This is a genomic window from Pseudomonas sp. AC247 (genome assembly GCF_979258015.1).
Genome location: NZ_OZ409829.1, coordinates 544,289 through 558,941, shown reverse-complemented (window position 1 = coordinate 558,941; position 14,653 = coordinate 544,289). Strand labels below are relative to the sequence as shown.

The window sequence follows — 14,653 nt, the reverse complement described above, 5'->3', positions numbered from 1 at the left end:
CCGCACTCCGTTGCCCGAGGTGGACAGTCCGCCGACTGCTTACGACATTCCACCTGCTTCCCGTGATGCGCTCAACGAAATAGCTCAAGGACGGGGGACCAAATACGAGCTCAAAGATTACATGGCCACCCTGCCAAAAACGGACGCGAGTAATCCGCACGCTGAGTTCAAGGCGTTACGCCAGACGTTGTACCGCGATGCCACTGCCTTTCTGGAATCCCACACGTTGCCATCGCGCCCGCAAATCCCTGAATTGCCAGCGAAACTCGCGCCGAAAGAAATCATCAAGAAGCTGTATAAATCGGCGTCCGGGCTGGTCATTGGCGAAAATCACTCCAGTGTCGGCAGCAAACAGTTTCTGATCGACAATATGGCGGCACTCAGTAAACAGAAGGTCAAAACCCTGTATCTGGAGCATGTGCTGACAGACTTCCATCAAGCCGATCTGGATGTTTTCAATCGCACCGGGAAGATGTCGGAGACGCTGGAAACCTACCTGAAGACCATGGATGGAGGATTCAAAACCGACACCAGCGGCCAGTACACCTTTCTCGAACTGGCCAAAGCGGCGCAAAAAAATCATATCCGCATCCAGTCGATCGATTGCCTGGCCAGCTATAGAAGCACCGGCATGAGCGGTGTCGACAAAAGCACTTTCCGCCAGAAGATGATGAATTACTTTTCGCATGAGGTGATCACGGCGGATCAGAACGCTCGTGGCGCCCATCGCTGGGTCGCGCTGGTAGGCGACAGCCATGCCAATACCTGGGAAGGCGTACCGGGCTTAAGCGAACTGGAAGGCGGCATCGGCCTGCGTATAGAAAGCACCCCGGCCGGAACTGCCCGAGGCATAGAGCCGGATCCCGGGCGCATTCCGACCGACGAGTTTGCCCGCCCGTTATCGCCCGTCAAAAGCGACCTGCGCCTGCAAATCGACACGCCCGCCAGCGTTGCCTTGGCCGACTCATTAGAGAAAACACTGATCAATCCCGGCGATTGCACGGTGATGAACATCGACGACGTCGCCACGCTGGTTCATCGCAGCAGCGATGGCAGCATCGTGCGCACGCCGATCCTTAACAAGGGCGGGTTCTATTACGTTGAACGACCGAACTGGCCCATCAGCGGCCGACGTTACCCCAACCTGGCCGAGCTCTCGGCTGCGTTGCGGATCATGGGGTTCAAACCGATCAAAATCAGCTGACGTAAAAAAGCCCATCGCCTGCCGCGAGCCTTCGGGCGGCGATGTGCCCGTCAGATCAATAACGCCGTTACTCGTCCGTTCGGTGAACAAGCAACTTGCCGCTCATCAGCCCATTCTTTGCCGACGCAGCTTGTAACGGTTGAAGCAAACGACAACCTGACAAACAACGACAACGTTACGTAGAATGCGCCCGTGGCTATGGAACACCTTCCTTCTAAACCTCCTATGACCTAGGGGTTTCGCTCTCCACAACGCGCCTGCTTTTTGCAGGCGTTTTTTTTTATCGGCTGTAGGATGCTGCAGCTCGTTCACGACGGCGGCCAAAGGAGAAAATCAAGCATGAATCAGGAGCTATTCCTACGTCGCCGTAACAAAGTTCAAGTCCCGCTGGGCACGGGCGGTGCCACGCGCGCTCAGGTCGCGTCCGCTGTCCGGGAAGTCGCGGCATTTCGATGCCTATTCTCAGAATCTCTGATTGAGCAAATTGGCGGGTTGTCACCCAAAGAACTCAAGTACTGGCTGCGCGACATTGTCGGAATGCTTCGGCGCCGAGCTGGCGCTCATGTACACCACCGGCCGTTTTATCCTGACTTTCCAGAACAGGTTCTGAAGGCCTCGGAGGCGGAGCTGTACCTGAACGCCGTCATGCACTATTTCACGCTTCGGCGCTTACCAAAGACAGAAAACTCTCGACCTCCCTTGTTTGAGGGCAACTTCATACCTTGGGTGATTGATTCTGGAAGCGCCTCTGAGTTCGAGGCACTGCTTGAACCGCTGGTTTCATCGCGCACCTCGCTTTCCGAAGAGGAGACTGCCGATGTCGTCTGGTTTATCCGCGAGTACAAAAGCGATGTGTTCCGTCTGCTGCCCGAGATCATCCCGTTCCGGGAGATCCGTGCACAGGTTGGCGGCGCGTTGATCCTGCATGTCGCCGGCGATGCACGGGTGGACGCTTTTCTGGAGCGAAACGTCGAGACGGCAACGGACGTTCTACGACTGGCGGTCGCATTGAGTGGAGGAGATGTGTCACTGACGACAGCTTCGACACGTTTCAAAGCAATGAAGCGCTCGATGCGCCGCCAGTTTTTGCGCATGCTCGATAACATTCCAAACGCTGTAGAAGACGTGATGCGCCATGCTGAGCGCTGGAAACGATTGGCTGAAGTACTGCATCCGGGAGACTACGCCGATAAGTACCCACGAGCGCTAGCCGCAATTACAGCGGCGCGTCGTAACGAACCGCCCGCCACCTTCAATTCACGTGTCGAAATATTGCTGGCCCAGCATGACATCGCCGCTCTTACGCCTCTACTACAAAGCCGTCCTGGTGAGTTCGCACGACGACTAGACGTGACCCTGCGCCGCGCGACACAAGCAGACTCTGTACTCAACGCATTCGAGGCTGTTGCGGCACAAGTCTCCTCGCCTGTCCTGCTGCAATTGCTGGCCCAATTACGTGCACCGCGCCCTCTGCCCTTGCGCGCGTTCACACCGAAAGGTTCACTCGCCAAAGTCTATGCGATCACAGATCGGCGCGAACCTCTCACACCTGAAGTGTTGGCCGCAGCGGCTCGTATCTGCGAGGAAGCTCTCGTACAGCGTTTTGCCTCACTGCCACCATTAGGCCGCTGCTTCATTGACCCGGCATTACGCGAATACAAGGTACCGCTGGCGCAGCGCGCTGCATCGAAGTCGCTACGTACACTAGTACGGGGCAGTCGCTTGCCTGTGCCCGACACACAATTCATTCGCCTGTTTCTGTGGTGGAAGAATGGCAGTGAACGCACGGATATCGACTTGTCCGCCGCATTTTTCGACGCCGACTTCGTGTTCAAAGATACGGTCGCGTACTACAACCTGCAGGGCTACGGCGGTTACCACAGCGGCGACATCGTCGATGCACCCGAAGGGGCTTCGGAGTTCATCGACCTCGACATCGACGTCCTTATCGAGAAGGGTATCCGTTATGTCGTCACGTCTATCAACTCTTACACCGAGCAGCCGTATTGCGATCTCCCGGAATGCTTCGCTGGCTGGATGGCCCGCTCTGATACAGCGTCGGGCGAAGTGTTCGAGCCGCGATCGGTGTTCGACCGTATCGATATCGCATCCGACACAGTGATCTGTCTGCCATTCGTGATGGACCTGCAGGAACGACGCATGATTTGGGCCGACCTGGGACTCACTTCAGCTCCGCGGTGGAACAACGTCGGGAACAACCTCAGCGGGGTGTCATTGATGCTGCGGGCTTTGGTGCATACACCACGGCCGGATCTGGAGACTTTGTTCGATTTACATGTTCGAGCGCGAGGGGAACGAGTGGCTTCGCCACAGCAGGCACAGGTGGTATTTAAACCTGACCAAGGGATAACGCCGTTCGATACCGACTTGATTCGGTCACAGTTTCTTTAATACCTGAGCCAGCCCGCTTGCGAATCTAGCGCTGCACTCTAGTCAGGCTTCGAATGATTGCTCTGGCCAGGGACACACCCAACAAAAAAGGCGCCTAAGCGCCTTTTTTGTTCACCACGAAACAACCAGCAGGATCACTCCCACTCAATGGTCGCCGGCGGCTTGCTCGACACGTCATAAGTAACGCGCGAAATGCCTTCGATTTCATTGATGATGCGGCCGGAGACGGTTTCCAGCAGTTCGTAAGGCAGGTGAGCCCAACGCGCAGTCATGAAGTCGATGGTTTCTACGGCACGCAGGGCAACGACCCAGGCGTAACGACGGCCATCACCAACAACACCAACCGATTTCACTGGCTGGAACACCACGAAAGCCTGGCTGACTTTGTGGTACCAGTCGGCTTTGCGCAGTTCTTCGATGAAGATGTGGTCGGCACGACGCAGCAGGTCGGCGTATTCCTTTTTCACTTCACCGAGGATGCGCACGCCCAGGCCCGGGCCCGGGAACGGGTGACGGTAGACCATGTCGTACGGCAGGCCGAGTTCCAGGCCCAGACGACGGACTTCGTCCTTGAACAGTTCGCGCAGTGGCTCGACCAGTTTCAGGTTCATCTCTTCCGGCAGGCCGCCCACGTTGTGGTGCGACTTGATCACGTGGGCCTTGCCGCTTTTCGCGCCAGCCGACTCGATCACGTCCGGGTAGATGGTGCCCTGAGCGAGGTACTTGATGTTGTCCAGTTTGTTCGACTGGGCATCGAATACGTCGATGAAGGTGCGACCAATGATTTTGCGCTTCTTCTCTGGATCGGCTTCGCCGGCCAGGTTGTTCAGGAACTGCTCTTCAGCGTTGGCGCGGATCACCTTGACGCCCATGTTCTCGGCGAACATGGCCATCACTTGCTCGCCTTCGTGCAGACGCAGCAGGCCGTTGTCGACGAAGACGCAGGTCAGTTGGTCGCCGATGGCTTTGTGCAGCAGCGCGGCAACCACCGAGGAGTCAACGCCGCCGGACAGACCCAGCAGCACGTTGTCGGTGCCGACTTGTGCGCGGATGTTGGCGATGGCGTCTTCAGCGATCTTCGACGGCGTCCACAAGGCTTCACAGCCGCAGATGTCGAGAACGAAGCGCGACAGGATGCGACCGCCCTGCTTGGTGTGGGTCACTTCCGGGTGGAACTGCACGCCGTAGTAGCCACGGTCGTCGTTGAACATGCCGGCGATCGGGCAGCTTGGGGTGCTGGCCAGGATGTGGAAGTCTTGTGGCATCTTGGTGACTTTGTCACCGTGGCTCATCCATACGTCGAGGCCGAACAGGCCGTCAGCGTCGATGTGGTCTTCGATGCCGTCGAGCAGACGGCTCTTGCCGACCACGTCAACGCGGGCGTAACCGAACTCACGCAGCTCGGAACCTTCAACCTTGCCGCCCAGTTGCTCGGCCATGGTCTGCATGCCGTAGCAGATACCGAAAACCGGTACGCCCAGATCGAACACTGCCTGTGGGCAGCGCGGGCTGTCGGCGACGTGCACGGACTCGGGGCCACCGGCGAGGATGACGCCTTTAGGAGCGAATTCGCGGATCGCATCTTCGTCCATGTCGAACGGGTGCAGTTCGCAGTACACACCTATCTCGCGCACGCGGCGGGCGATCAGTTGGGTGTATTGCGAACCGAAGTCGAGGATCAGGATGCGGTGAGCGTGAATATCGAGGGCCATGATTCAGTCTCGTCTAAGTCATTCAGAAACAGTCGTGATACAGAAACAACTCGGGGCTGAATAAAACAGCCCCGGTTGCTTAACGATTTGCTTGAAGCATCAACCTACGCGGTAGTTTGGCGCTTCTTTGGTGATCTGCACGTCGTGAACGTGGGATTCGGCCATGCCGGCACCGGTGATCCGCACGAATTCAGGCTTGGTGCGCATTTCTTCGATGTTGGCGCTGCCGGTGTAACCCATCGAGGAACGCAGACCGCCCATCAGTTGGTGAATGATCGCGCTCAGGGTGCCTTTGTACGGCACACGGCCTTCGATGCCTTCCGGAACAAGTTTCTCTGCGCCTGCCGAGGAGTCCTGGAAGTAACGGTCGGACGAACCTTGAGCCTGGGACATGGCGCCCAGCGAACCCATACCGCGATACGCCTTGTACGAACGGCCCTGGAACAGTTCGATTTCGCCCGGCGCTTCTTCAGTACCGGCGAACATCGAGCCCATCATCACGCAGGAGGCACCGGCTACGATGGCCTTGGACAGGTCACCGGAGAAACGGATGCCGCCGTCGGCGATCAACGGAACACCAGTGCCTTCAAGGGCAGCGGCAACGTTGGCGATGGCACTGATTTGCGGGACGCCGACACCGGCGACGATACGGGTGGTGCAGATCGAGCCAGGGCCGATACCGACCTTGACGGCGTCAGCGCCTGCTTCGGCCAGAGCCTTGGCAGCGGCGCCGGTGGCGATGTTGCCGCCGATCACCTGCACTTCAGGGAAATTCTGTTTAACCCAGCGAACGCGGTCGATCACGCCTTTGGAGTGACCGTGAGCGGTATCGACTACCACCACGTCAACGCCAGCAGCGACCAGCGCGGCGACGCGGTCACCGGTGTCTTTACCGGTACCGACCGCAGCGCCAACGCGCAGACGACCTTGATCGTCCTTGCTGGCCAGCGGGTAGGCTTTGGCTTTTTCGATGTCGTTGACGGTCATCATGCCTTTGAGGGCAAATTTGTCGTCAACGATCAGAACGCGTTCGATGCGGTTTTTGTGCAGCAACTCGCGAACGTCGTTCTTGTCAGCGCCTTCCTTGACCGTGACCAGACGCTCTTTAGGCGTCATCACTTCACGGACGGTGGCTTCCAGACGGTTTTCGAAACGCACGTCACGGGAAGTGACGATGCCGACCAGGTCGCCATCGTGCAGTACCGGAACGCCGGAAATGTTGTGCAGACGGGTCAGTTCGAACAGTTCACGCACCGTGGCATCGGCCTCGATGGTGATTGGGTCCTTGACTACACCGGCTTCGTAACGCTTGACCTTGCGAACTTCGGCAGCTTGCTGCTCGATGGTCATGTTCTTGTGGATAATGCCAATGCCACCTTCCTGAGCCATGGCGATTGCCAGACGGGCTTCAGTGACGGTGTCCATTGCGGCAGAAACCAGAGGAATATTCAGCTCGATGCCACGGGTTAGGCGGGTCTTGAGACTGACTTCGTTAGGAAGCACCTCGGAATAACCAGGCACTAGGAGAATGTCGTCGAATGTCAGAGCTTCTTGGCTGATACGCAGCATCGCGGGGGCTCCCGAGCGGGAAAATGGAAGCGCGCCATTATAGTCAGACACCCCCTGCTGTTCAACGTAAAACTCAGCCTAATTGATATACGGAAAAACCCGATCCCTGTAGGAGCTGCCGCAGGCTGCGATCTTTTGACGTTGTTTGTTAAAAGCCAGATCAAAAGATCGCAGCCTTCGGCAGCTCCTACAGGGGATGTTTGAAGGTCAGAGTTCTACTTTTACCCAACTGACGGGCAGGTCGAGCCAGTCGGCGAATTCGTCGAGGAAGCTTTGTTTGAAGCCGGCTTCGAGCCAGTTGTTGAAGATGAACCCCAGGTTGGAAAAACCACACTCCTGCAAATACAGGAAACCGTTGATGTCGTCTTCGTGACCGCATTCCGGGCAGGTGAAGTTGTCGGTGCGCCCGGGCATCCAGTCTTCCAGGCTTTCGAACAGTGCCTCACCAATCTCGCGGCGACACTCGGCGCAGCCGGCCTCTTCAAGAAAACCTTTGGCCGGGGTGTAGATGCAGCGCTTGGTGACAATTTCCAGACCATTGATCGGCTCGCCGAACGGCAACGCCTGCGGGTGCAGCACCACGGCACGCGCGCCGTCGGCAATCGCATAAGCCATGCGGTTGCCGGTACGGCCACAGGTGCTCAGCTCTTCCTTGACGATGTTCTTGCGCACCAGCCAGCGCACGATCGCCCGGGCCCGGGGTTCGTGGACCGGCAGGGTGGAGATTTTCGGGACGATGATGCTTTGCGAATTCATGGTGCAAGCCTGCTGCAGATACTGAAATTTACCTCTGTAGGAGTGAGCCTGCTCGCGATAGCGGTGGGTCAGACACATCAAGATCAACTGATACACCGCTATCGCGAGCAGGCTCACTCCTACAAAGGAATTGCGGCCGGCAGCTTAATCCCTGACAAAATCCGGTCAAGTGCTGAGGTAGCGCCCGATCAGCGCAATCCCGCTCGCCAGCACCAGCCACGTCACCAGCCGCACAAACGCCTCGCGTGACAAACGCATGGTCAACCGCCGCCCGACCCACAACCCCAACGCCATGGCCGGCAACAGACAAAGCGCCAACATCAACAAGGGTAGCTCGGCATACACACCCGCGATGGCAAACAGGCTCAAACGCACCACCGTGCTGCAACTGATCAGCGCACTTTGCGTGGCCCGCGCCGCTTCTTTCGGCAATCGGCTGTTGAGATAAATCGCATATAAAAAGCCGCCGCTGCCAAACAGCGCACCAAACAAACCGCCAACCGTGCCCATCGGCAGCGCCCACCCGGCTGACAATTGCGTCGGCCGCGCTTTCACCCACAAGCTGTAAATCGCATAAGCGCTGATAAACAGCCCCATCAACAACAGCAGCAGGTCGGATTTGAGGTTAAGCAGAAAAATCACCCCCAACGTGCAGCCGATCGCCATGCACGGCAGCAGCCGCAACAACTCCGGCTTAGCGACATCGCGCCGCGACGGCAGCAGATTGCCGAGCGCCGCGACGAAATCCAGCAACACCAGCAGCGGCACGATCTTCGACAACGGCATGAACAGAATCAGCACCGGCCCCGCCACCAGTGCGGTGCCAAACCCGGCAATACCGAACACGATGTACGCCAGCACGATGCCGAGCCCGATGACCAGCCAGCCCTCAATGCCCCACGACCATTCACTCAACAACCCCACCACGCTCATCGCTGCACATCCTTTATTAGCCTGAGATGACTTTAGCCAGCGCCGAGCATTGCGACTAATATCTTCAAAGCCGCCCACCCATCTCGAAAAGGCATACCTGGTGCTCTCAACCCGTCAATTGCGCTACTTCGTGGAGATCGCCGAATGCGGCAGCTTCAGTGCGGCCGCCGAGCGTTTGTTTATCGCGCAGTCGGCGCTGAGCCGACAGATCAAAGACATGGAAACCCGCCTGCAAACCCCGCTGTTCGAACGTACCGCGCGCCAGCCCCGACTGACGGCGGCGGGCGAAGCGTTTCTGCCGCGAGCGCGCAATCTGCTCAATGAATTGGGTAAAGCCAGCGCCATGGCCACCGAGGTCGGCAATGGCCAACTCGGCACGTTGCGCTTGAGTCATTCGAGCACCGTGTCGATCAGCGGCCGCTTGCTCCGTGATATCGGCGCCTATCTTGAGCAGCAGCCCGGCGTATCGCTGGATATCGGCAAATTGTCTTCCGAAGCACAGCTTGAAGAACTGGCCGAGGGCCGACTCGATGTCGGCTTGCTGCGCCTGCCCGTGCTGCGTCAGCGCGAAGGCATTCAGCTCGTGCCGCTGTTCACCGAACGCTTGCTGCTGGCGGTGCCGGTCGATCATCGACTGACGGCGTGCAATACCGTCGAACTGGCACAGTTGCAGGACGAAGCGTTCATCTCGATCCCGCACCCGCAACGCGGCGGTTTGAGTTATCTGTGTGCCGACCTGTGCATGCGCCAGGGTTTCTTCCCGAAAGCGGCGCGGGTGATGTCGCGCAAGACCACGCAGTTACAATTGATTCAGGCCGGATTCGGCATCGCCCTGCTGCCGGAATCCATGCAAGACATCGCCCCGAGCGGCGTACGCTTTCTGCCACTGAGCGATCCCGACTGCCAAAGCACCGTCGCCCTCGCCTACCGCCAATCCCCGCCCCCGTTGATTCACCACTTCATCCAGACCTTCACACCCCCCATGTAGGAGCTGCCGAAGGCTGCGATCTTTTGACCTTGATCTCAAAAAACCAGATCAAAAGATCGCAGCCTCGTTTCACTCGACAGCTCCTACAGGGATCGTGCAATGACGGCGAGAATGCCTTTAAACTGCGCCCCATGATTAAAGATCCCTTTGCAAGACTCGGCCTGGACCGTGAAGTCCTGACCGTCAGCCAGCTCAACGGCCGCGCGCGGGTGTTGCTCGAAGACGTGTTCAGCAACATCTGGGTCGAAGGCGAAATCTCCAACCTCGCCCGACCGGCGTCCGGGCACATCTACTTCACGCTCAAGGACAGTGGCGCGCAGGTGCGTTGCGCGCTGTTCCGGCAGAACGCCGCGCGCGTGCGCCAAGCGTTGAAGGATGGCCTGGCGGTGAAAGTGCGCGGCAAGGTTTCGTTGTTCGAAGGCCGTGGCGACTATCAGTTGATTCTCGACACCGTCGAGCCTGCCGGTGACGGCGCGCTACGTCTGGCGTTCGATGCGCTGAAAGAAAAGCTCAGCGCCGAAGGCCTGTTCAGCGCCGAACGCAAAGTGCCGTTGCCTGCTCATCCGCAGCGTATCGGCATCATCAGCTCGCCGACCGGCGCGGTGATTCGCGACATCATCAGTGTGTTCCGCCGCCGTGCACCGCAAGTGCAACTGACGCTGATTCCGACTGCCGTTCAAGGCCGCGAGGCCACCGCGCAAATTGTTCGCGCGCTGAAAATGGCCGATGCGCGGGGTTTCGACGCATTGATCCTCGCCCGTGGCGGCGGCTCGCTGGAAGACCTCTGGTGTTTCAACGAAGAAGCCGTGGCCCGCGCCGTCGATGCTTGCGTGACGCCGATTGTCAGCGCTGTCGGCCATGAGACCGACGTGTCGATCAGTGACTTTGTTGCTGACGTGCGCGCACCGACGCCATCTGCGGCTGCCGAGTTGCTCGCCCCTGATTCCAGCCATTTGATCCGTCAGGTCGAAAGCCTGCATCGCCGCTTGGTGATGCGCATGCGTGACCGTTTGATGCGTGATCGTCTGCGCCTCGAAGGCATGGCCCGTCGCCTGCGTCACCCCGGCGAACGTCTGCGCCAGCAAGCGCAACGTCTGGATGATCTGGACATGCGCATGCGCCGGGCCTTCGAGCGCAGCCTCAATACCCGTCGCGAGCGGCTGATCCGTCTGGAAACCCGCCTCGCCGGGCAACATCCTGGGCGGCAATTGGCGATGTTGCGCCAGCGCCTCGACAGCCTCGCCGAGCGTCTGCCCCGCGCCATGCGCGAAGGCCTGAAAAACCGTCGCCTGCAATTGCACAGCCAGATGCAGACGCTGCACGTGGTCAGTCCGCTGGCAACGCTCGGTCGTGGCTACAGCATTCTGCTCGATGAACGCGGCCATGCCATTCGCAACGCCGCGCAAACCCACACCGGCCAGCGCCTGAAAGCCAAACTGGGCGAAGGCGAATTGCAAGTGCGCGTCGAGGACAATCACCTGACGCCTGTCACCCTCTCTTTACTGGACTGATCCATGCCGCGTTTTCTGGCTCCACTGTTTTTGCTGTGTCTGACCTTCAACGCCCATGCCGACAGCTACATCACCCGCATGCTCAACAAACCGGTGCCGGGCGGCGTGGCCGTGGTTGATCTGGGCACAGCCGCGCAGGCGCCGACTGCCACCTATCAAGGCAAACCGGTGCTGGTGGTCAAGGAACAGGACAACTGGCTGGCAATCGTCGGCGTGCCATTGACGGTCAAACCGGGGGCGCAGCAGATCAGCAGTGGCGGACGTAATCTGCCTTTCACGGTGGGTAACAAGAAATACCCGGAACAGCACATCACCCTGAAGAACAAGCAACAAGTAAACCCGGATCAGTCGAACCTCAAGCGCATCGAGGGGGAACTGGCCGTGCAGATCAAGGCCTATCGCAGCTTCAGCCCGAACACACCGAGCAACCTGCTGTTGGACAAACCGGTCAACGGGCCACTGTCGAGCAAGTTTGGCGTGCGCCGTTTCTTCAACGGTGAGGAACGTAATCCGCACGCCGGCCTCGACTTCGCGGTGCCAGCCGGCACGCCGATCAAGACCCCGGCGGCGGGTAAGGTGATTCTGATCGGTAACTACTTCTTTAATGGCAACACAGTGTTTGTCGACCATGGGCAGGGCTTTATCAGCATGTTCTGCCATATGTCGAAGATTGACGTGAAGGACGGCCAGCAACTGGCACGTGGCGCGGTGGTGGGCAAGGTGGGCATGACCGGCAGGGCGACCGGGCCGCATATGCACTGGAATGTCAGCCTGAATGATGCGCGGGTGGATCCGGCGATTTTCATTGGTGCGTTTCAACCTTAAAAAATAGGGTGAGGCTTATGGCCTCATCGCGAGCAGGCTCACTCCTACATTGGACTGGTATTGTGAACACGATCAACTGTAGGAGTGAGCCTGCTCGCGATGGCGGCTTATGCTGTACTCAAACACCCCTGGCACCCCTGGCACCCCATCACCCCCGATTGCGCCCCAATCAAACCTCGCGCAAATATCACAACGATCAGCGATATCCTGCGCAATAAAATACTGCAAAATCTAGCTTTCCGAGTATTCCTCTCAATTTTTTTCGACTGCTTGCCATCCTCTCCCCTCGCGGTTAGGGTTGAAGGCATGAAAACCTCTCACACCCTCATTCAGCTTCGCCAGCACCGCAGCCTGTGCCTCGTCAGCGCACGACTGCCAGGCGGAATCGCTGCGCCTCGTCCAGAGCTTTTCCCGACATATTCGTAACACCGGCAGGCCGCCTCTTTTCGGCCCAGACAATAAGGAATTTCCCGATGAGCATGCTCAAAGATCCGTCTTCGAAATACCGCGCGTTTCCTGTCATCAACCTGCCGGATCGCACCTGGCCGTCGAAGACCATCGACACCGCGCCGATCTGGTGCAGCTCCGACCTGCGTGACGGTAACCAGTCGCTGATCGAACCGATGGACGCGGTGAAAAAGCTGCGCTTCTGGAAAACCCTGGTGCAAGTCGGCGTGAAGGAAATCGAAGCCTCGTTCCCTGCCGCTTCGCAAACCGACTTCGACTTCGTGCGTACCCTCATCGAAGAAGGCCACATCCCGGACGACACCACCATTCAGGTGCTGACCCAGGGTCGTGAAGACTTGATCGAGCGCACCTTCGAATCCCTGCGCGGCGCGAAGAAAGCCATCGTTCACTTGTACAACGCCACTTCGCCGTCTTTCCGTCGCATCGTCTTCAACCAGGACAAGGACGGTATCAAGGCCATCGCCGTGAACGCCGCCAAGCTGTTCGTCAAATACGCAGCGATGCAGCCGGACACCGAGTGGACCTTCGAATACTCGCCGGAAACCTTCAGCGCCACCGAGCTGGAATTCGCCAAGGAAGTCTGTGACGCGGTGATCGAGGTCTGGAACCCGACACCTGAGCACAAGATGATCCTCAACCTGCCCGCCACCGTCGAGTGCGCGACGCCGAACATCTACGCCGACCAGATCGAGTGGTTCGGCCGCAACATCAACCGTCGTGACAGCGTGATCATCAGCCTGCACACCCACAACGACCGTGGCACCGGTGTCGCCGCCACCGAACTGGGCCTGATGGCTGGCGCCGATCGCGTCGAAGGCTGCCTGTTCGGCAACGGCGAGCGTACCGGTAACGTCGACCTCGTCACCGTCGCACTGAACATGTACACCCAGGGTCTCGACCCGCAGCTGGACTTCTCCGACATTGACGGCGTGCGCAAAGTCGTCGAGGAGTGCAACCAGATTCAGGTTCACCCGCGTCACCCGTACGTTGGCGACCTGGTGCACACCGCGTTCTCCGGCTCGCACCAGGATGCAATCCGCAAAGGCTTCTCCCAGCAGAAACCGGACGCACTGTGGGAAGTGCCGTACTTGCCGATCGACCCGGCCGACATCGGTCGCAGCTACGAAGCGGTGATCCGCGTCAACAGCCAGTCGGGCAAGGGCGGCATCGCTTACTTGCTGGAGCAGGAATACGGCATCAGCCTGCCGCGTCGCATGCAGATCGAATTCAGCCAGGTCGTGCAGCGTGAAACCGATCGTCTCGGTCTGGAGATGACCGCCAAGCAGATTCACTCGCTGTTGATCAGCGAATACCTGCAAGCCAACACCCCGTACGCGCTGGTCAGCCATCGCTTGCAGGAAGAAAACGGCAACAGCAATGTTGAAGTGGAAGTGGCGAGCAAGGGTCAGGGCGAAACCAACCTGCACTGGCGCGGCAAAGGCAACGGTGCGCTGGAAGCACTGGTCGCCGGCCTGCCGGTTCCGGTGGAGATCATGGACTACAACGAACACGCGATCGGCGCGGGCACCAACGCCAAAGCGGCTGCGTACATCGAGCTGCGCGTGAACGGTGAACGTGCGGTGCACGGCGTGGGTATTGATGAAAACATCACCACGGCCAGCTTCAAGGCACTGTTCAGCGCGCTGAACCGCTCGCTGAGCCAGCCTGAGGCGAAAGCGGCGTAATCACCGCTGAAATGCAAAAGGCCCCGAAGTGCGAACTTCGGGGCCTTTTTATTGAAGATCAAAAGATCGCAGCCTTCGGCAGCTCCTACAGGAAACTCATTGCGATCTTTTGCCTTTGAACCTTACGCGTGGGTGTCGACGCTCAACATCGCCTGCAGCAACGTGGCCTGCAGCACTTGAATGTTGCTTGCGGTCACGGCGATCTGGGTCTGCATCTCCATCATTTGCTGAGCTTTTTGCTCCGGCGAGGCCTGGCTGCGTTGGGTGCTGGCCAGTTGTGCCTTTTGCTCGGCCAACAGCTTCTGCGCTTCGGCAATCTGTTTTTTCAGGGCTTCGATCGGGCTGCCGGCATCGCCGACAGAAGCGATATTGGCTCCCGCACTGTTCACGCGCAGCTCACCGTCGCCATTGGCATCGGTGGTGTTCAATGGATTAACCGCTAATTCCTGCGGATCGCGGATCGAGACTTTCGACGGCGTAACCGGGTACGGATTGACGGTAGTGGCGCTGATGCTGGTCATAAGAAAATCCTCCTTGGCTGATCTTCCTATCGGCACACAGCGCCAGAACTGAATACGTTTGTATGCGGT

Annotated in this window: 11 protein-coding genes; 6 read left to right on the top strand and 5 right to left on the bottom strand. The window is 58.6% G+C overall.

What is annotated here, in order from left to right:
* The first annotated feature begins 121 nt into the window (after positions 1–121).
* Together ACZZ0B_RS02710 and ACZZ0B_RS02705 are read left to right on the top strand one after the other, a co-directional pair.
* Entirely contained in the window at positions 122–1,204 is a 1,083-nt protein-coding gene (locus tag ACZZ0B_RS02710; protein WP_463544317.1) for a membrane-targeted effector domain-containing toxin, read from the top strand.
* A 339-nt stretch (positions 1,205–1,543) separates the two neighbouring features.
* Positions 1,544–3,616: a TerD family protein gene (locus ACZZ0B_RS02705; RefSeq protein WP_463544316.1), complete on the top strand. Its 2,073-nt coding sequence runs from the start codon at positions 1,544–1,546 to the stop codon at positions 3,614–3,616.
* Positions 3,617–3,750: 134 nt separating this feature from the next.
* Here the strand turns inward: ACZZ0B_RS02705 and guaA are convergent, their stop codons facing one another.
* From guaA to ACZZ0B_RS02685, 4 genes are all read right to left on the bottom strand, one after another.
* Complete coding sequence (gene guaA / locus ACZZ0B_RS02700) at positions 3,751–5,328, bottom strand: glutamine-hydrolyzing GMP synthase (RefSeq protein WP_008082511.1); 1,578 nt, start codon at positions 5,326–5,328, stop codon at positions 3,751–3,753.
* 99 nt (positions 5,329–5,427) lie between these two features.
* Positions 5,428–6,897, bottom strand: a complete 1,470-nt coding sequence (gene guaB / locus ACZZ0B_RS02695; protein WP_463544315.1) for an IMP dehydrogenase — start codon at positions 6,895–6,897, stop codon at positions 5,428–5,430.
* A gap of 207 nt (positions 6,898–7,104) precedes the next feature.
* Entirely contained in the window at positions 7,105–7,653 is a 549-nt protein-coding gene (locus tag ACZZ0B_RS02690; RefSeq protein WP_045123163.1) for a sugar ABC transporter ATPase, read from the bottom strand.
* 165 nt (positions 7,654–7,818) lie between these two features.
* The gene (locus ACZZ0B_RS02685) at positions 7,819–8,586 is read right to left on the bottom strand and encodes a sulfite exporter TauE/SafE family protein (protein ID WP_463544314.1); all 768 of its coding nucleotides are present in this window, start codon (positions 8,584–8,586) and stop codon (positions 7,819–7,821) included.
* Between the two features lie 100 nt (positions 8,587–8,686).
* Here ACZZ0B_RS02685 and ACZZ0B_RS02680 point away from each other — a divergent pair, with 100 nt between their 5' ends.
* From ACZZ0B_RS02680 to leuA, 4 genes are all read left to right on the top strand, one after another.
* Complete coding sequence (locus tag ACZZ0B_RS02680) at positions 8,687–9,574, top strand: LysR family transcriptional regulator (RefSeq protein WP_440094464.1); 888 nt, start codon at positions 8,687–8,689, stop codon at positions 9,572–9,574.
* Positions 9,575–9,705: 131 nt separating this feature from the next.
* Entirely contained in the window at positions 9,706–11,085 is a 1,380-nt protein-coding gene (xseA, locus tag ACZZ0B_RS02675; protein WP_008082520.1) for an exodeoxyribonuclease VII large subunit, read from the top strand.
* 3 nt (positions 11,086–11,088) lie between these two features.
* On the top strand, positions 11,089–11,910 hold the full coding sequence (locus ACZZ0B_RS02670; RefSeq protein ID WP_282354647.1) for a peptidoglycan DD-metalloendopeptidase family protein: 822 nt from the start codon (positions 11,089–11,091) through the stop codon (positions 11,908–11,910).
* A 473-nt stretch (positions 11,911–12,383) separates the two neighbouring features.
* Complete coding sequence (gene leuA / locus ACZZ0B_RS02665; RefSeq protein WP_008082522.1) at positions 12,384–14,063, top strand: 2-isopropylmalate synthase; 1,680 nt, start codon at positions 12,384–12,386, stop codon at positions 14,061–14,063.
* 122 nt (positions 14,064–14,185) lie between these two features.
* Here the strand turns inward: leuA and ACZZ0B_RS02660 are convergent, their stop codons facing one another.
* Positions 14,186–14,584: a hypothetical protein gene (locus ACZZ0B_RS02660; RefSeq protein WP_008082523.1), complete on the bottom strand. Its 399-nt coding sequence runs from the start codon at positions 14,582–14,584 to the stop codon at positions 14,186–14,188.
* Between the last annotated feature and the right edge of the window lie 69 nt (positions 14,585–14,653).